The organism is Streptomyces sp. NBC_01476, assembly GCF_036227265.1.
Lineage (GTDB): Bacteria > Actinomycetota > Actinomycetes > Streptomycetales > Streptomycetaceae > Actinacidiphila.
Window position 1 is genome coordinate 7,045,737 of sequence record NZ_CP109446.1, and the last position, 19,285, is coordinate 7,065,021.

Consider the following 19,285-nt stretch of genomic DNA (forward strand, 5'->3'; position numbering starts at 1 on the left):
TCTCGTTGCCGCCGGCGGAGGAGTCGGAGCCTGAGGCGGACTACGGGTTCCTGGCGGACGGGGTACGGCAGTTCAGCTATGAGAAGTACGGGGCTGCCGGGCGTGGTTCCAGTGAGGGGGTGCTGCGTGATCTGCCGTTCGGTGAGGGCGGGGTGGTCTTTGCTGGTTTTGGTGGTGATGGGGAGTCGGCGGAGCTGACGCTGGTTGACGGCAGTGCGCTGCGGTTCGATTACGACGCGGTTGCCGGGTATTTCGGTGGTCCGTTGCTGGATGCTCATCCGGCAGATGTGCCGGTGATGGTGGCCGGGGCTGATGTCGCGGTTCGGGGTGTGGCGGATCCGTTGGAGCTGGGGCTTCCGGGGCAGCGGTTGGCGGACGGTTGGGGGCGGTGGGTGTGGTCGGCCGGTGACGCCGACCGGCTGAAGTCGGTGCCCGCCTCGCGGTGGAAGCCGGCGCGGTTGATGCTCTGGGTCGCTGACGTGGATCAGCCGGATGTGGGGTTCGTGGGGTTCCGGCCTGAGCCGGATGCCGACGAGCTGCAGTGGCTGGGCGGGATGGTGGCCGGTGATGACGGTCGTCCTGCCGAGCCTGAGCGGGTGGCGCGGTGGGTGCGGGCGGTGCGGCTGGTGTTCGGGCCGTATCTGGAGGACGACTATGCGGCGTTCGAGGCGTTGCTGCATGGTTTCGCGGCGTTGGACCGGCGTCGGATCGCTGACGGTGACCGGTCGCTGCTGACGTGGGATGTGCTGACGGATCAGATGCGGCGGATCGGGGAAGCTCTGCCGTTGGCTGAAGCGTTGCCGTTGCTGCTCCAGAAAGCGGCCGACGGACTCGGGGTCCAGCTGGGCCTGGACCGGTTCGCCGACGCGCTGGTGCCGCAGTACGCGAGCTTCGGGCCGGTGACGGTGCCCCCGCGGGCGCAGGCTGGTCCGATCCTCCCGCAGGCGCAGGTGGGCGCGGTACAGCCGGTGGCGCCGGCTGCTGATAGCCCCGAGGCCCGGTGGGACAAGACTGTGCGGGCGCTTCTCCCCCGCAAGGATCTGAAGGAGGGGGAGTCGCACGGGCCTCTGGCGGCTGCCGGCCTCCATTGGGAGGGGCTGGTCGGGAGTGATGATCGTGAGGAGTTGCAGGCGGCTGCCCGCGAGCTGCTGCATCTGGGCAAGGATGTCCGGGTTCCGATGCGGGTGCTGCTCAGGTCAGTGGCCGGGGCGATCAGGGACGGCCGGGCGGGGAGCCTGCTGGACCTGAAGGTGTATCACCTGCAGCACCAGCTCCTGGGCGCCGGAAGCCGCCTGACGTGGACGCAAAACACGAGGGTGGGCCGCAATGCGACCCGGTTCCCGCGGTGGGAGCTGGACATGACCCGTATCCGTCCCGTGGACGGAGGCGGGCAGACCGCGCCGGGTTCGGTGGTGGACGCGCCGTGGGCTGTGCGTGCGTATCCGGTGCTGTTCGACGTCGACGGCGATCAGGTGCAGTGGTGGAACGGGTCGAAGGACAAGGCGAAGCCCTTCCAGCTTTCCTGGCCTGCTCTGGCGCAGTTGTTGAAGCAGGACCCCGATCGGCCGGCGGGTGCGGAGGTGGTGCTGCTGGTGCCGGGCCTGGGCGAAGGGTTCGATTCCCGGGCCCAGTTGATCGCCAACACGCTGGGGGTGAGGGTCTGGATCACGGACGGCCCGGTGAAGATACGCGGGGAGTTGCACCAGGAACAAGCTTGGCCTTCGGGTCCTCAGCCTGTGGGCCTGGTTGTGGGACACGAAGGGGTGATGGCAGGGTTCCGGGCAGTCGATCCGCAGTCAGGCGTGGTGCAGTCGCCGCCGGACGGAGACGAGCTGGTACGGCAGTACACGAACCTGGTGCCCCGTCGCACGGCAGAGCGCCCAGGACCTGCTGGATCGCAGTCCGGGGAGCCTGTGCCGGAGCCCGCCCAGGCGCAGGCCCCGAACCCGGCAGAGCGCCCAGGACCTGCTGAGTTGCAGATCGAGGAGTACGTGCCGAAGCCCGTCCTGCGGCCGGTGCCCCGCAAGCGGCCGGTGCCCCCTCGCGAGCGGCAGCCGGACTTCCTGGGAGCCGGGAGCCGTTTGGCGTGGGGGCACAACGCGACGGCGGGGCGCAATGCGACCCGTTCGCGGCGGTGGGAGCTGGACATGACCCGTCTCCAGTCCGTGCACGAGATAGGGCGGGCCGTGCCGGGTTCGGAGACGCCCGCGCCGTGGGCGGAGGGTGCGTATCCGGTGCTGTTCGAGACCGACGGCGATCAGGTGAAGTGGTGGAACGGGTTCAAGGACAGGGCGAAGCCCTCCACGCTTGCCTGGCCCGCTGTGGCGGCGCTGTTGGAACAGGATCCGGATCGGCCGGCGCGTGCGGAGGTGGTGCTGCTGGTGTCGGGTCTGGGCCAAGAGGCGGAGCCGCGGGTCCAGTTGATCGCTGACGCTCTGGGCGTGACGGTCTGGATCACGGACGGCCCGGTGAAGGTGCGCGGGGAGTACGACGTAGCGGGTCCCCAGCCTGTGGGCATGGTCGTGGATGCCAACCGGCGGGTGGCGGGGTGGCGGCCGATCCGTCCGGGCGAGGGTGCGGGCCCGGTGGTGATGCGTCCGGTTGCCAGTGCGGTGGTGTTGCCACCGTCGCCGGGTGTGGTGGTGCCGCCGTCGGCGGGTGCGGTGGTGGTGCCGCAGGCTCGTGCGGTGACGCCGGCTGTCGGCAGCGCCGAGGCGCGGTGGGACAGGTCTGTGCGTGAGGTCTTCGCTCAGCGGAAGAATCTGCCGGAGGGTGAGTCGTACGAGTCCGTGGCGGCTGCGGGTCTTCATTGGGAGCGGCTGGTCGGGAGTGGCGATGGTGAGGAGCTGCAAGCGGCTGCCCGTGACGTGATGCATGCGGGTGAGGGCTCCCCGGTCTTGCTGAAGGCGCTGCTCAAGTTGGTGGCCGGGGCGATCAGGGACGGCCGGGCGGGGAGCGTGCCGGATCTGAAGGCGTATTACCGGCAGCAGGAGTTCCTGGGTACCGGAAGCCGTTTGACGTGGATTCACAACAAGAGGGTGGGGCGCAACGCGACCCGTTTGCGGCGGTGGGAGCTGGACATGACCCGTCTCCAGTCCGTGAACGAAGCGGCGCGGGCCGTGCCGGGTTCGGAGAGGCCCGCGCCGTGGGCGGCGGATGCGTATCCGGTGCTGTTCGAGACCGACGGCGATCAGGTGCAGTGGTGGAACGGGTGGGCGGGAACGGCGAAGCCCTTCCCGCTTCCCTGGTCTGCTGGGGCGGAGTTGTTGAGGCTGGATCCGGATCGGCCTGCGGGCGCGGATGTGGTGTTGCTGGTGTCGGATCTGGGCGAAGAGGCGGAGCCGCGGGTCCAGTTGATCGCTGACGCTCTGGGCGTGACGGTCTGGATCACGGACGGTCCGGTGAAGGTGCGCGGGGACTCGCACCAGGGAGCCGTTCGGCCTTCGGGTGCTCAGCCTGTGGGGATGGTCGAGGACATCTACGGTGTGAGGGCGGGGTGGCGGCCGATCCGTCCGCAGGTGGGGAGCATGCCTGGTGGCTTCCCCTCGGCGCCCGCGTCACCGGCGGCTGTTGACGCTGCCGATGTGATGAATGATTTCGATTTTGACACGTTCCTGGCGATCCATGGCGGTGGGGACGCCATGGATGCCATGGATATCGACTCGGAGCCCGCGGCTGCGAATGCGGATGGGGCCGAGTCGGCCGAGCAGTCGGCCGACTGGCCCGCGTGGGGCTACGACCAAGGCCAGAACCTGTTGCAGCAGGCGCTCGAGGAGAGCGCGGCGGCTGCCGCCGCACTGGAGCAGGCACGCATCGAATACAACGATGCCCTGGAGGTGGAGCAGGCCGGGGGCGCTGTTGCCGGTGGCTCCGGTGTTCCCGACCGGCTGGGGCACCTGCAGGAGCGTATGGACGCTGCGGCCGACCGCCTTCAGGTGGCTGACGAGGGCTTGCGTGCCGTCGGCGTCAGTGAGTGGGAACAGTTCCCGGAGCCCCCGTCGCCCGGGCCGCGGCTGCTCGGTGCCGGGCCGAGGAGCAGGTCCGGACGGAGCGGGAAGCCGGCTCACCGCGGCGCCGGTGAGGCCGGCGGATCGCGCAGGGATCCGCGGGCCCCGATCGACCGCTCCGCGGCCGATCCCACCCCGGGACCGGCCGACGAGCTGCTGTCCGTACCGGGCGCGCGCGCTGCCTGGTCGAGGTCCAGGTCCAGGTCCGTACGCTCGCGGGACTCCGCGTCGCCGCAGGAGGGCTTCGGCAGCTTCCTGGGGCAGGCTCTGGTGCGGGTGGGGGCGACTGCCGCGGGTGTGGGGGGTCAGGTCGCGCCGGAGCTGGAGGGCTGGCTGGGTCGCGCCCGGCGGGAGCACCCCGTCGTGGCCGCGACGCCGGACGGTGCCGCCCTCCGGACGGCGCTGTCGAGCCTGCTCGGACGGTCGGACGGAGTGAACGACGCGATCTCCGACGAGAGCCTGAAGGACACTTTCGGCGCGCTCCTGGACGGCGACGTCCGGCAGGTGGCCGGCCGGCGGGTGGCCATCAAGGTGACCGGCATCGACCCGTTGACGGCGGGCACCGTGTCGGACGGCGCGCGGGCGCGGGGCGGCGAGGTGTCCACCGCACCGGTGGAGTCGGCGGACACGGCGAAACGTACGGCGGCCAATCCGCTGTCGCTGCTGAAGGTGCCGGTGCAGCCCGGGGTGACCCTGTCAGGCGGTGTGGCGGGGGACACCAGGGAGAACTCGGCGGTCGGCCGCAGCAGTGGCAAGGGGAAGGTGACGGCCACCGAGTCGGGAGTGACGTCGGACGTCGGCCCGCACGCGGTGACGTTCGAGTTGGCCGCGGGCGGGCGGGCGGTCCCGGTGACCGTACCGATGGACCTGTCGTGGGCGCGGCCTGACGCCGGTGCCCGTGACCACGCCGGTCTCGCGCTCGGCTTCCCGCAGCTGTCGGCGGGCACGCGGGACCGGGAACGGGCTGCGGCGTACCGGGCCACACAGCGGGTCGTGGAGAACCTCCGGTACGCCTTCTTCCACGGTCTGACCGGCATACGCGACATGGTGACCGAGCAGGCCGGGCCGTTCGCCTCGGACGCTGAGGGGCAGCGGTTCGACGCCTGGGTGGCGGGGTTGCGGCAGCCTCAGCTGCACGAGGCTCGGGGGATGCTCAGTGAGCCGGCGCGGGCCACGTTCGCGTTCCGGCACAGTCCGGGCGAGGTCGTGGTGGCGCTGGCTCCGCCCCAGGGCGCGGCGCCCGGTGGAGCGGGACTGCGCGGCGACTTCGTCGACCGCGGCAGGCGCAGCGTGGAGTACACCCGGACCGACGAGCGGTCGGAGTCGGTGCGCAGCGGTCACCGGCACAACCGGGGCGGCTCGGTCGCCGCGGAGACCGCCGACCCGTTGACCGATCTGGCGCTGCCGACCATCTCGGTGGAGCTGAAGGGCACGCTCTACCGCGAGGAGGTCGACCAGGACATCCTCCAGCAGCGCAAGCAGTTGTCCGACCTGTACAACGGGGACTTCGACCACTACGAGGCGCCGCTGGCGTACGTGGTGTCGGCCCCGGGCGGGACGCGGCACGTCTCCGGGGGCGCCACACTGTGGTTCAGCTCTTCCTCGACGACCTCTTCGACGACGCCGAGCAGCCCCGGGCAGGAGCCCGCGGGTCTCGACATCTCCACGTTCCCGGACAACTCCCGTGCGCGCTACGAGGTGGAGGAGGCCGCGCTGCAGGACATCGCCGTACAGGCGCTGAACCTGATGCCCGTGGCCGGAACACGCGACGAGGCGCGCGCCGCCAACGAACTGAAGGCGTTCCTGCGCCGGAACGTCTCCGGGCTGCTGAGCGGCGACGAGGCCGTCGCGTTCACCCCGTCCAGCGGTGGACCCCATCTCTACCTGCGCGGAACCATCGACCGCAGCAGGGGCCGCTACGCCGGGCCGATCAAGGGACGCCGCCTGGGCGAGGGGACGGCCACCATGGCCGGGCACCGGGAGACCCGCGGTCATGGCCACTCCGCGAGCCTGGGCGTGACCTTCTCCGGTCTGCCGGGGCCGCTGGACACCTCCGCGGGCCTGACATTGTCGGCGACCGCCGACCACACCGACGGGGTCGCCCTCGAAGCGGGGCAGGAGCGGCAGTGGCAGGGGACCACGGACCCCGAGACGGTGGTCTACCCCGTCACGGTCCAGGTGCGGGTCGCAGAGTCGTCCCAGGCCCAGGCCCAGGCCCAGCCCGAGGGCGGCGAGTGGACGGAGCTGCGGGAGAACTCCACCCGTCCGTACCTGGCACGGATCGTCGCGCCCGGACCGTCCGACACCGCCGAGTACTTCACCGACCACATCGCCTCGACCATGGCGGAGACGGGCTGGCGCCCGCTGCGGCCGGACGACCTGACACGTAAGGGCATCGCCCTGCCGGCGTTGGCGGACCTCGAGGTCATGAAACCGATCGGGGCACTGCGGCTGGCAGCGGCGCGGATGCTGGACGCGGCACCCGAGTCCGCCGGCTGGCGGAACCGGCTGATGCGGCCGGCCGCGCGGGGCCTGCTGGGCGCGCGCCCGGCAGGACTGGGCGAGGACCGGCAGGGCCTGCCCGGACCAATGATCCTGGGCCTGTGGACCAGCCGGGACGCCCGGCTGGCCAGTTTCATCGCGACGACGAACCCGCGCGCCGGGACGGACCGGTTGTCGCTGGAGAGCCACAACGACGGCGGCCTGACCGGTGGCCGGGATGTCTACGGGCAGGTGGGCCTGGGCGAGCTCCTGCAGAACCCGCGCATCCTCGCCCGGGACGAGGCACGGGGCTTCAGCACCACGGAGCTGGTCACCACCACGGCGCTCTCCTCGGACCAGCGCTCCAAGGGTGTCGAGGCGACCGGAAAGACCTCGTACAAGCTGGCGGCCGGGCAGTTCTCGACCGCCTTCACCGGCAAGGCCCAGGCCGCTTTCCAGCACACGCACCAGAACTCCACCGACGACTCGGTGCAGACGCAGACCGAGACCCGGTTCACCGACCGCGGCTATCTGGTCACGTTCGACACCACCCACGTCCTGCAGGCCCAGGCCCACGACGTGTGGTCCGGCCCGTTCACCGGGCAGCACGGGGCGACCGGCGCACCGCACGGAAGGGCCAAGGACGTCCCCGACGCGGTCCAGGTCTGGATACCGGCCGGTGAACTGCCGTCCCTGGGTGTCCTGTCCGCCGAGCAGATCGCCAAGCTCCACCCCGACGACCAGACCCGCTACCACCGCGTCCACCGGACCGTGCGCCCCGCCGTACCCGGCATCAGGAGGGCCGCACCCCTACCGCTGTGGCAGCCGCCGGCCGACGCCGGGCACGGGATCGGTACGCCCGACCTGAACGGGCCGGGAGCGTTGACCACGCTGGTCAACGCCCTGCACGGGGCGCTGACGGAGTGGCGCGGGGAGCACACGGACGCTGCGCGGAACGAGCCCTTCGTCGACATGCACCAGCGGCTGGAACGCGAGATGTTCAGCCGGGCGGCCTCGGGCGGGGTGCCGCAGATGCTCAGCCAGGCCCTCAACGGCGGGCTGCCGCTGTTCACCCGGGCGCGCGAGGACCGCCACGGGGTGACGTGGGAACAACTGGTCGTACTGAAACTCACCCTCGAGGCGGGCCGGCACGACTACACGCTGCACGACCACGCCACCCGTACGACGTACACGACAGGTTCGGGGGCGCGTACCGCGACGGCCGACACGCTGACCGCCGGGGCGTCGGCCGACGCGGCGCCGGCCCTGTCCGGCCTCGGCACGGTCGGCGACTTCATCGTCGGTCAGGTCAGCCAGCAGGTGCCCCTGGACCCGTCGGCGGCCGTGACAGCCACGCACACCAGGGGGCGGCAGCACGACCTCGCCGGCCGGGAGACGACCGTCGTCGACCAGTCCGGCGGCGCGCAGCGCTTCGTCCACAAGGTCACCGCCCAGTTGCAGGTGCACTCGTGGCCCCACCGCGGGGTGCGGGGGAAGATCTCCCAGGCACTCGGCCAGAGCGCGGCGGAAGGCACCACCTGGACCTCCGAACCCCGCACTCTCACCGACGCGGTGCGGCTGACGGTCCCGATGGACGAGTACAAGGCCGCCAACGGTACGACCGGGCCGATCGCCGAACAGCCGCTGTCCGTACGCACCCAGTGGAGCCGGAGCACCACATCCGGATTCCCGCCGGACGCACAGGTACTGGTGCGGCCCTTCCGGGCGCCGCGCCTGCACGGCTACTTCGACGGTCTCCTCCTGGACGCCGATCCCGAGCGCTCCGGCCGGCCGATGGTCAGCGCGCACCGCGCGGAGCCGCTGCTGCACCATGCCGACGCCATCCATCTGGCGCACACCTTCACCCTCGCCCTCGGGGAGGACGGGCACCACATCACCCTGCACGGCAGGACGCTGAGCGGGGCCACCGTCATGATGGACCTGAGCGACCTGAAGGTGTTTGCCCTCGACGGCACCACCACGATCTCCGGCACGAGCACCCGGACCAACCGCTCCACCAGGGGCGCCAACACGACCGACCTCGCCGGGGGCCTGAAGACGTTCTCGGGGGCGCCCAACTCGGCCGGTCTGCTCCCGGACTCGGTGACGCAGGCGCTGTCGCACCTCACGGTTGACGGCACCCGCAGCAGCCACCGCCCCGGTGAGGCCACCGAACAGCCGGCACCCGCGGACGGCAGCACGACCCCGCCGACCGGGTTCTACCTGGCCCGGGCCACCGTGCCCACCGCCGCCACTCCCAGCTACCGGGCCGGCGTGCCGGCGGCCAGCCGGCACCAGCCGCTGCCGAGTGAGCCGGACGGCCACGTGTGGTTCTACGCCAACGAGTCCGCGCTGACCGCCATGGGTGTGGAACTCCCCGCGTCCCGTCTGGTGCTCGATGGTCGTGTGGGCCTGCCCGGAGGCTCACCGGACCACGGACTCGACCCCGCAGCGGAGCAGTGGGCGTTGGGTCGCGCGGTGACGCTGTCGGCGGAGCCTCGTAACGACGATGATCTTGTCGAGGTGCCGTTGGATGAGGTGCCCGCGGGTGGCAACGCCGGGTCGTGGTTCCCGGTGGTACGGGCGGCTGATTCCCGTTCGGTGCCGTTCCGTTACGAGGCCAGCGAGGCAGGTGCGATCCGGATTTCCGGAGGTCGGGGTGGGACGGAGACCTACGGGCCGGGTGGCTGGACGAGGTTCGGCGGTGATTTCGTCCAGTTGGAGACGGGTGCCTTCTTGCGGGGGGACAGCGGCTGGGTCGGCCGGGTGGCCAACCTTGACAGGGTGACCGCGTTGCTGGGTTCCGCCCCGCGGTTCACGCTGTCGGCGGGCCCGGACGGTTTGTACGCGACGTTGGCCGGCCCGCAGGTGGAGGCGTACCGGATTCCGTACTACGGCACCCCGTCATGGCCGACCGGTGGTACCGGCGTGCAGTCCGCGGCCCCGGCGCAGGCCGGCCCCGACGCGGCGGCTCCGTCGCCTGAGGATGTGCGTGCGCTGTTGGTGCGGGCGTTCGGCCCTGCCGTGGTGTGGAGCCCGGACTATCACGCTCTGTCCACCGCGGCGGCGCGGTTGGACGCGGTGCGGGCGGCAGACCCGGCGCTGGGCACTGACCCGATGGACCTGGAGCCGTTGGTCCGTGCGGTGATACTCGGCCGGGATCCGGCCGCTCCGGTTTCCGGGGGCGAGTACGCGGCGTTGTTCGCACTGGCGATGGATCCGGCCGCCGGAAATACGGCAGGACCGGTCACCCCGGCGAGGCTGCAGGCGATCCACCTGGTGAAGAACGTGGGTGTCTTCGCCGACGAGTTCGCTCTCACCACGGATGACGGCACGGCGTACGGATGGAACTGGCTCCCGGAAGAGATCTCCGAGCTGAATCTGGCCGAGGCCGGCGTCCAGCACATGAACGCGGACGGCAGTAAGGGTGAGCGACTCATGGGTCCCGCCCCCTGGCCGTCCCAGTTCGGGAGTCACCGGCCCTACGCGGTCATCGGCGCCGGCCGCCCGGACCATGTCATGGTTCGGGGCAATGCCGACACCTCCCTCGCCGTGCGGACCGAGGTCTTCGTCGAATTGTTGACGCTGGACCCGGCCCTGGCCGAGATACCGCAGGACCTGCCGATTCTGCTGCTCACGAGCCTTTCGGGCAGCGGCTACATGGAACTGCCGCGCTACGTTGCCCACCGCTTCGGCCGGGTCGTCTACTCCACCAGCGGTTTCCTGGAGGTGGCCGCGGAACCCGACTCCGGCCGGCACAGCATCGCCCTGATCGACACCCCGGGACAGATGCGCGGCATGTGGCTCGGCAGCGGCCCGCGCCCGGCGGGTCGGCCCGTCGAGAGCCCGTCGGAACAGGACCGGCGGATCGTCAGCCACCCCCTCGCGGACGGCCAGGGGAGTCCGGCCGGTCGCGCGGCGATGTCCGTCGGCGATATGTCCGGCGCCCGAAATGATCATTACGCCCGCTTCGGCGAGATGACCACATACAGGTCGCTCAACCCCGCCACACAGGAATACGGTCCGGAGCTGGACCTTCCGCCCGTCGGTCCTGCCGACGCGGCGTACCACTACGCGGGCCACGGCCTCCCAGGGCGCCTGATCGTCCCGCTGGAATCCGGCCGAACCGAAGAGATGCCGAGTGAGAAGCACGCGGAATGGCTCGCACGCCGGCAGAGCTGGCAGGACCTGCGCGAGAGTCACGAGGACGCCTGGCTCGATGATGTCGTCTGCTGGAGCGCCTCGTTCGCAGGACCTGCCACGGATCTGGACCAGCACAGGGGAGCCCCGTCACCCTTCATCGCCGATGTGCTGCGGCCGGGAAACCGTCCGTACGGTCAGACGGACGCCAACGTGCACCGGGTGAAGGTCCGCGCGTTCACGCGACGGGTGGGGACCTCTGTGCTGCCCGACAGCAGCGGGGCGCTGACACCTTTCTATTTCGTCGTTACCGACGTCCACGGCGGCGGACCTGCGACAGTGGTCGTCTTCGAGCCGGAGCCGTTGCCCGAGGAACTCGATGAGCGGGCTCGTGCGGCGGGCCTGCACGACGGGAACGGACCGGCCACGGAGGAAGTGCGCGAGACCAGCCGGCGGCTGGTGTATGCGCTGCGACTGGTCCTCGGGCACGCCATCGACCACGAGGACGACTACCACGAGCTGCTGGCAGGCATCGGCGCGCTGGAACGGATGCGGCGGGCCGACCCGCTGCTGGCCCCCTTCGGCCCCTTCCACTTGAACCTGCTGGAGCGCGCGGCGCGCGCGGAGCGGGAACGGCCGGATGCCGAGGACGCTCCGGGCCCGGCGGATTACCGGCGCGTACTGGTCTGGGCGGCCGAGGAGGCGACTCGGCCACACGGCCTGACCCGGCTCACCGATCACCCCGGGCTCGGCATCCTGCGGGACACGGCGCAACGGCTGCACAACACAGCGGGACAGGACGGATTCGGCTCGTACACAGCCGAGGTCCTGCGCCTGCCCGCGACCGACTCCACCCCCGAAGTGGATGCGGACCAGCGCTCCGACATGTTCTGGGCGACCGTCAAGGCCGCCGAGTGGCTTGCGAGCGGCCTCGACCCGGCGTCCGTCGCCAAGCGGGTCCTGCACCTGCCGGACAGCCACCCGTCCACCGAGGGGCTCCGCCGCGATCTGATGAAGGTGGCGTTCCAGGCCGCCGCTGCGGGGCGCGACCTCCGTGACCGCCCCGAACTGCAACTGGCGGCCTTCCACCTGCAGACGCTGGGCGCCTACGACGAGAACAGGACACTCATCCTCGACGAGGATGATCACCGCCCGATCGGCCGGGACTACGAGAGCCTTCGGCAATCCCTCTCGTTGAACACCAGCTTTGTCGAGGGCCGCGCCCAGGCAGCGGTCGACGGCGACTCCGAGGTCACCGGCCTGTACCGGGCACCGTGGATGCGGAGCGCCGAAGGACAGCTCTTCCTGAACCTGAACGGCTCACCGCGTCCCGGGTTTGTCACCGGGGACTTCGGAGACGGCGTCCGGCGGACGGTGTCCGGTGAAGAGATCGCCGTACTGGCATCACACGATCCTCTGTTCCTCCGCACGGACCTGGAGCAACCGGTCGTGCTCACCGGCCTGGACCGGCCGGCAGCGGAGCTTCGGGTCGCGATGGCCCGGGAGACAGGCCGGTCGGTTTGGACCTACGACGGACGCGCACGCTCCGAGTGGATGGCCGACGGGACCACCGCGATCAGCACGCTGGACACCGTACCGCCCGGCCGGCCGGTGCCACCGGCGGGCCTGGGCTGGCAAGGCACCTTCCCTGTGGACGTGCTGCCCAGGCCGGCCGACGGCTCGGCCACGGTCCCGCACGGTTCGGCCGCGGCCACGAACTCCGCACCGGCTCCCGCGCGGGGCACGGCCGTTGACGAGACGCAGGGGCCGGCCGATGACGTCGATCCGCCGGTGGCGGCGAGCGTCGCGACGACCGGGCCCGAGGTCCTGGAGAGCGTGGCCCGGCAGACGGCGGACCGGGTGTCGCGTGGCGAGCCCGCGGTGCCGTACCTGACGCAGGACGCGACAGGGGGCCTGGCCGATCCGCAGCGGGGCGGCCTGAGGTTCGGCGTCGAGATCGAGTTCGAGCTGCCGTCCCGACTCACCGGCACGCAGCGGGCCGAGGTGTTCCAGAAGATCGTCACCGCGATGCATGAGGCCGGCCTGACCGAGCAGCGGGAGATCGGCGGCTATCACAGCGCGCGGGAGAGGGGCTACACCAGTTGGTTCCTGGAGAGGGACCCGTCGGTGCGGGACGGCGGGGCGGAGTTGGTGTCCCCCGTGATGCGGGACACGGCGAAGACCTGGTCGGACCTGCGCACAGCCGTGGGCATCCTCCGTAAGCACGGGGCGATGGTCACGCCGCGCACCGGCGGACATGTCAGCGTCAGCACCGGTGAGTTCCGTGACGACGTGCGGCCGTACGAGGTGTTGCGGGCCCTGTTCAGCGCTCACCAGGACGAGCTGTTCCGGTGGGGCACGAATCCGACCGCGGGAGTCCACCGGGGCCTGAAGTTCGGCAGGCCGTTCGGAGGGCAGCCCAGTGCGTACAAGGGGGTGTGGGACACGCCCAGTGGAGTCCGTGATGAGGCGCTGAGCTTCGAGCACGTGTCGGGTACGCCGGACGACTACGCGGAGTTCCGGCTGTGGGACGGGAGTCTGGACGAGGCGGAGATCCAGGCGAGGGTCAACCTCGCGCTGGGACTGGTGCACGACGCGTGGCGCAGCAGCCACGACACGTCGTGGGAGCCCCCGGCCTACCAGGCGGTCGGCGCTCACGCGTCCGCGGAACAGCCGGTCCTGCACGGTGGGAGCGGCCCGGGAGCGGTTACGGTGTTCGGCCCCGAGACCCCGGAGGACACGGCGGGCGCGCGCGGGCTGCTCGACCGGATCTTCTCCCGGCCCGAGAACCGGAACCAGGCCCTGGCCCTGCTCTCCATCACCCCGTGGTACGGCGGACGCGGCGCACGGTCGGCACACGACGAAGCCGCGGGACTGCTGGACCCGACCCAGGTCGACGGGCTCGACGCGCTGCACGATCTGGGCAGTGTGTTCGTGCGGCGGACGCCCGGCGGGGCGGTGTTCCGCAGGAGCGACGCGCTCGCCGCGCGGGGCGAGCCGGCCGAGGACGCGATGGCGTCGCGGATGCGGGAGGCGTTCGGCGACGGCGACACGTTCATCGTGATGGTCGAACTCGGCCGGCGCGCGGGGCAGTATCAGCCGCACGCCTTCGGATTCGGCGGCAGCCGTCATCTGGGTACCACGGAGTTCGCCGCCGTCCTGCCCTATCTGGAGTGGATTCCCGGGACACGGCTGGTTGTCGCCCGTCCGGTCGAGGACACGCCCAGCGGATTGGTCGCGTGGGCCTGCGACCTGGCCGCCGAGTTGGGACAGCCGGTGTACATTCCGGCCCGTGCCTCCGAGGGCGACGAAACGGTCGAGATGCTCCCCGGAGACGTACTGCGTCTGCCCAACGTCGCCGTCCTGGCGCGCGACGGCTCGACCGCGGAGATCCTCGACGACGCAGGCGCCGCCACCATCCCGGCCGACGCCTGGATCGTGGTGTCGCCCCCGCTCCCGCCCCCACTCCCGCACCCGGTCGTCGAGGCACCCGCGAACGCCACAACCGTCGCGCCGTCCTTGCCGGAGCGGCCGTCCGTGACACGCCCAAGGGCCGGTTCCGGTCTGCCTGCTGCCAGTCTCGACGCCGCGCCGAGGAGCGCGGGAACCGCCACGGTGAGCACCGCCCCGCAGGGGACCCCGGGTCCGGTCGTCCCGGCCGAGCGCGAAGTCCCGCTCACGCCTGCTCCCGCGCCGCATACCGCGGTGGCTGACACCGTCGCGATCGTGGCCGGCCAAGGCGCGGAGGAGGAAGATTACCGGCTCGATCCCTTCGTGCTGACCTTCGGTCCTGGCGAGGCCAAGCTGAGTGAGCAAGCCCACCGGGAGCTCTGCTCCTACGCGGAGTCGCTCGCCGTCAGGCTGCGATCGCACCACGGCGCGGGAGGGCACCGGATCAACCTCGTACTCGTGGCGCGAGGGGAGACGCCGGAGGCCGCGGACATCGCCGGTAGGCGACTGGAGCACGCACACGGCCTGCTGCACTCCCTCCTCGAAGACATCCTCAGCACGTCTTTCGGGGAGGAGCGTCGGCTGGCAGTCCAGGACGTGCTGAACCTCGGCACGCTGGTCACCGGGTCGGAGGACTCCGCGATCAAGAGCGCGCCTGTCGTCGAGTAGTTGTCGTAGCGGTCCTGTAGAGCCTGTTCGAGGTTTGGATCTTCGAGAGGCCCGGTGGTCTGTTGCCGGTGGCTGGTAGAACTCGGTGGTGGCGCGTTTTGATGTGACGGATGCCGAATGGGCTCTGATCGAGCCGTTTTTGCCGGTGGCGGCTACCGGGCCGTTGCCGCGGCGGGTGCGGGACCAGTTCAACGGGGTGCTGTGGCGGTTCCGTACCGGCAGTGGGTGGCGTGATGTCCCGGACCGGTACGGGCCCTGGTCCACCATCTACTCCCGGTTCAGCGGCTGGGCCAGGGCCGGGGTGTTCCAGGACCTGATGGACGCGTTGATCGCCGAGGCGGCCGCGCGGGGGCAGGTCGGCCTGGAACTGGTCAGCGTGGACTCCACGATCGTGCGGGCGCATCACGAATCGGCAGGCCTGGCAGTGGCCGGGGAAACCCTGGACGCCCTGGAACAGGCCCTGACCGAGGAAAAAGGGGTTCCGCTCCCGCAGCAACCGCCGGTGCTGCGGGTGATCCGCCGACGACCGGTGCGGACACGGGTGGCACAGACACGCCGGACCCGGACCGGGCCGCAGCGCGACGGCGTCGCAGCGGACAAGGCCTACTCCTCCAAGGGCAACCGGGCCTGCTTACGCCGGCGCCGCATCACCGCGGTCATCCCGGAAAAGACCGACCAGCAGGCCAACCGCAAGAAGAAGGGCTCAACCGGCGGACGGCCTGTCACCTATGACATTGAGCGCTACAAACAGCGCAACACCGTCGAACGCAGCCTCCAGAAAATCAAGACCTGGCGCGGCCTGGCCACCCGCCACGACAAGTCTCCCGAAAGCTACGAGCCACGGCCGAATACGGGGACGGGATCCTGACCGTCCGCGTCCCCGTCGCCGAGTCGAAGACCGGGGCGCACACGATCAAGGTGAACCGGTCCGCTCCGTGACTGAACAGCGGTCCCGGCCGGGCGGATCCGCCCGGCCGGGACCGCCGGCACATCGTCACCGGCTCGTGCGGGTGCTGGGTCCGGGGCAGGGGACGACGACCACCGGACAGTGCGAATGGTGCAGCAGCGCATGAGTGACCGGGCCCAACCGGGGGGTGGGCAGGCCCCGATGGCGATGCGCGGCGACCACCACGACATCGGCGGAAGCAGTCGCCTGCAGGAGTGCGTGGGCCGGGCCGGTGCGCAGAGTACGGGTCTCCACGGCGATACGCGGATACCGCTCGCGCAGCAGGGCCACCACCCGGCCGGGGAGGGCCTGTTCGGCCTCCGCGTGCCGCGCGTAGTCGTCCCGTACGCGTTCGGTGGTCAGGGGATGCCGGTAGGTCCAGGTGTGCAGGATCCGCAGCGGGGCGGAGCGGCGGGCCGCCTCCTCGAAGGCGTAGGCCGCCGCCTCGGCGTCCGCGTCGCTCCCGACGCCGAGGAGCACTCCGCGGGGCCCCGGTGCCCGCTGCCCCCGGACCACGAGCAGGGGACCACGGGAATGTGCGGCCAGCCGCAGACCCACCGATCCGGCCGGCAGTCTCGTCAGGCCGCCCGGGTCACGGCTGCCCACGACGGTGAGTACGGCGTCGCGGCCGCGGGCGGTCAGGGCGTCGACCGCGTCACCGGCGACCGGTACGGCGCCGACCTCAAGGCCAGGGCAGCGCCGACGTGCCCGTGCCACGGCGGAGGCCGGCACGGGCCCGGCGTCGTCGATGTCGGGCACGGCGTACACGATTTCCAGCGCGGCGCCGCGCAGCGCTGCCTCCTGGACGGCACGGTCCAGTGCGCGGAAGGCGGTGATCGAGCCGTCCACGCCCACGACCACATGCTGACGTACCGTCATTTCGCTTCTCCAGTCCTTGAGCTGTGCCCTGTCCGAACGCCGGGCCCCAGGACTCAGGCGGGTTCGGGTACGACCACCACCGGGCACGGTGCGTGGTGGAGGACCGCCTGGTTGGCGGGGCCGAGTTGCATGCCGAAGGGGCCGTTGCGGTGCCGGGCGCCGACCACGAGCAGGTCCGCGTCGGCCGCCGCGGTCAGCAGAGCCTCGCGGGCCGAACCCTCGAACGGGTCGCGGCGCACGGCGACACGGGGATGGCTGTCGGACGACGCGCGCAGGGCCTCGTACAGCTTCTCCTCGGCGGCGCGCAGATGGGGCTCGGGTACCCGGCCCTGGAGCACGGGCATGTCGGGCAGGTCGAACGCGGGGCAGCGCCAGGCACGCACGGCGTGCAGGGCGCTGTGCCGTACCTCGGCCTCGCGGAAGGCGAATTCGGCGGCGGCCGAGCCGTCCTTCGCGTCGCCGACACCGAACGCCACCCGGCGGAAGGCGTCCGGAGCGGCGGGCCGCGCTCCGCGGACGACGACGACCGGGCAGTGCGCCCGTGCCGCCACCGTCAGCCCGACCGAGCCGAGAAGCGCACCGGCCAGCTCGCCCCGGCCGCGGTGACCGGTCACCAGGGCGAAGGCGTTGCGACCCGCCATGAGCAGCGCTGCCGCGGGCTCCTGGGCCACTACCTCGGTGGTGACCTCGATACCCGGGTTGCCCCGCCGGGCCCGTTCCGCCGCGCCGGCCACGATGTGCTCGGCCCGGAGCCGTGCGGATCCATGGTCGGCGGCACGTCCCGGGAGGGTGCCTTCGTACCTCTCCCAGAGGTACGCGTGGAGCAGGTGCAACGGCACCTCGTGCCGCGCCGCTTCGGCCACCGCCCAGTCCACGGCCTCCAGACCGGACTCCGATCCGTCGACACCGACCACCAGGGGAAGCTTCAACGTCCCCACCGCCTTTCGCTGTTGAGGGGGCTGCCCGGGAGCCTGGACAGCCCCCTCCTTCATGCTGCGGTGAGCGCCGCGCCGCGTCGTGGGGCCAATCGGCCCGGAGCCAGGCCCGGATGACCCCAGCCGTCCACGCCCGCCCCACCGGATCGTGGAGGTGGAGACGAAGCCCGCGACGGCCTGGTCCTGGCCGATCAGCCCTTCGGACCAGCCTTGACGGTTTCTGGAGGGAGAAGGCGATGCCGCCGGCGGAACTACTCATCGGAAGCCGATGGCAGGCATCGGCGGGGCCGGGACAGACCATCACCGAGGCCACGGGTGAGGCGTCACGATCCGGGGACCTGATCCGGCTCGCGGCCTTCGAGGGTACCCGGCTCTACGGTGAGACCCTGCCGCTGGACGCCAACCGCGGCACCGGGCAGGACAAGCTGGGCTTCACGCTGCGCCAGCCGTGTGGTGTCGTGGTGGCCATCACGCCGTTCAACTACCCCGCGCTGCTCGTGCTGCACAAACTGGCGCCCGCGCTCGCGGCGGGCAACGCGGTCGTCCTCAAGCCGGCCACCTCGACACCGCTGACCGCGCTGGCGCTCGCCGAGTGCTTCGTGGACGCCGGGCTTCCCGAGGGCGTGCTCTCGGTGCTCGTCGGCTCCGGCGGGTTGCTGGGGGAGGCCACCGGCGGCTGGGGCGCGGGCTGTTCACCAGGCTGGGCCCGGTGCCGGCCCGCGTCCCGGCACGGGGTCAGGTGTCAGACTCGGGTGTGGGAGTGGTCAGGCGGTTGTCATCGTGGTCAGTTGTCGCGCGACCGCACCGAGGCCCAGGGCGTTGGAGCCTTTGATCAGGAGTACGTCGTCCGGCTGCAGCACCTTGTTGGTCTGCTCGGCCACGGACTCCCCGGTCTCGGTGTGCTCCGCGGTGATGCCGGCTTCGCGGGCCGTCTCGGCCAGCGTGAGGGCGTGTTTCCCGCCGACGGTGATCAGGTGGTCGATGCCGCCGGCGGTGAGGCGGCCGGCCACTGTGGTGTGCCAGGTGCCGGCCTGGTCGCCGAGTTCGGCCATCTCGCCGATGACAGCGACCCGTCGGCGGACACCGCCGCTGATGTCCTCCAGCGCTTCGATCGCGGCGAGCATCGCCTCGGGGGAGGCGTTGAAGGTGTCGTTGATGACGGTCACGCCGTCGCCGCGGGTGATGACCTGCATCCGGTCGCCGGAGACGATTTCGGCCGCTTCCAGCCCGGCCAGGACGGTGGTGAACGGCACGCCCGCGGCGAGTGCGGTCGCTGCGGCGGTCATGGTGGCGAGGTTGCCGTGCCCGGACAGGCCCGGCACCGTGTTGATCTCCAGTGCCGGCCGGCGGCCGGAAGGCGTCAGGAGGAAGGCCACCCGGCTGACGCCGTGCGCACCGACGATGCGGCGCAGCGTGCCGAGGGTGATGGCAGGTTCGCTCCTGACGTCGCGGGAGAGGCGCTGTGCACCGGCGGCGTGCTGAAGCGGTTCGGCGCAGGACGGTTCGGCCGGCAGGTGACCGGCCTCGGCGAGCAGTTGCCATCGGTGGGCAGCGTTGAGGAGTTCGGCCTTCAGATCAGACGGACGAGCCCTGGAGTTTCCGGTGCCCTGGGCACAGCGGTTGATGGCGCGTAGGGTGGAGAACGTCACCCAGGACCCCGGTGTCGCGAGAGTCCGTTCGGGATTGCGTGCCCAGTCGAGAGCGTAGGTCGCATGCGCGGCCTGGTCCTCCTGTGGACAGGTTGACTTTTCGAACACTTCGGAGGCCTCTGAGCTGAG

5 protein-coding genes and 1 pseudogene (1 of these 6 running past the window's edge) are annotated in these 19,285 nt (G+C 71.3%); 3 read left to right on the forward strand and 3 right to left on the reverse strand.

The features are described 5' to 3' along the window. Window positions 1-14,747, forward strand: the final stretch of a protein-coding gene (locus OG552_RS30580) for a lonely Cys domain-containing protein (RefSeq protein WP_329138395.1). 23,674 nt of this gene lie to the left of the window's left edge; only the last 14,747 of its 38,421 coding nucleotides appear in the window; its start codon lies beyond the left edge, outside the window; its stop codon occupies window positions 14,745-14,747. Window positions 14,748-14,850: 103 nt separating this feature from the next. Then, window positions 14,851-15,615, forward strand: a complete 765-nt coding sequence (locus OG552_RS30585) for an IS5 family transposase (protein WP_443071215.1) — start codon at window positions 14,851-14,853, stop codon at window positions 15,613-15,615. A 126-nt stretch (window positions 15,616-15,741) separates the two neighbouring features. On the opposite strand, the gene OG552_RS30590 is transcribed toward OG552_RS30585, so the two are convergent. Next, window positions 15,742-16,572 carry a universal stress protein gene (locus OG552_RS30590; RefSeq protein WP_329138399.1) on the reverse strand — a complete coding sequence of 277 codons (831 nt, stop codon included), beginning with the start codon at window positions 16,570-16,572 and terminating at the stop codon, window positions 15,742-15,744. A 53-nt stretch (window positions 16,573-16,625) separates the two neighbouring features. Next, entirely contained in the window at window positions 16,626-17,510 is an 885-nt protein-coding gene (locus OG552_RS30595; protein ID WP_329138401.1) for a universal stress protein, read from the reverse strand. A gap of 233 nt (window positions 17,511-17,743) precedes the next feature. Between OG552_RS30595 and OG552_RS30600 the strand changes: the two are divergent. Continuing rightward, window positions 17,744-18,163, forward strand: a pseudogene (locus OG552_RS30600) (aldehyde dehydrogenase family protein); the annotation flags it as partial. Between the two features lie 108 nt (window positions 18,164-18,271). On the opposite strand, the gene OG552_RS30605 reads toward OG552_RS30600, so the two are convergent. Beyond that, on the reverse strand, window positions 18,272-19,156 hold the full coding sequence (locus OG552_RS30605; protein WP_329138403.1) for a glutamate ligase domain-containing protein: 885 nt from the start codon (window positions 19,154-19,156) through the stop codon (window positions 18,272-18,274). Between the last annotated feature and the right edge of the window lie 129 nt (window positions 19,157-19,285).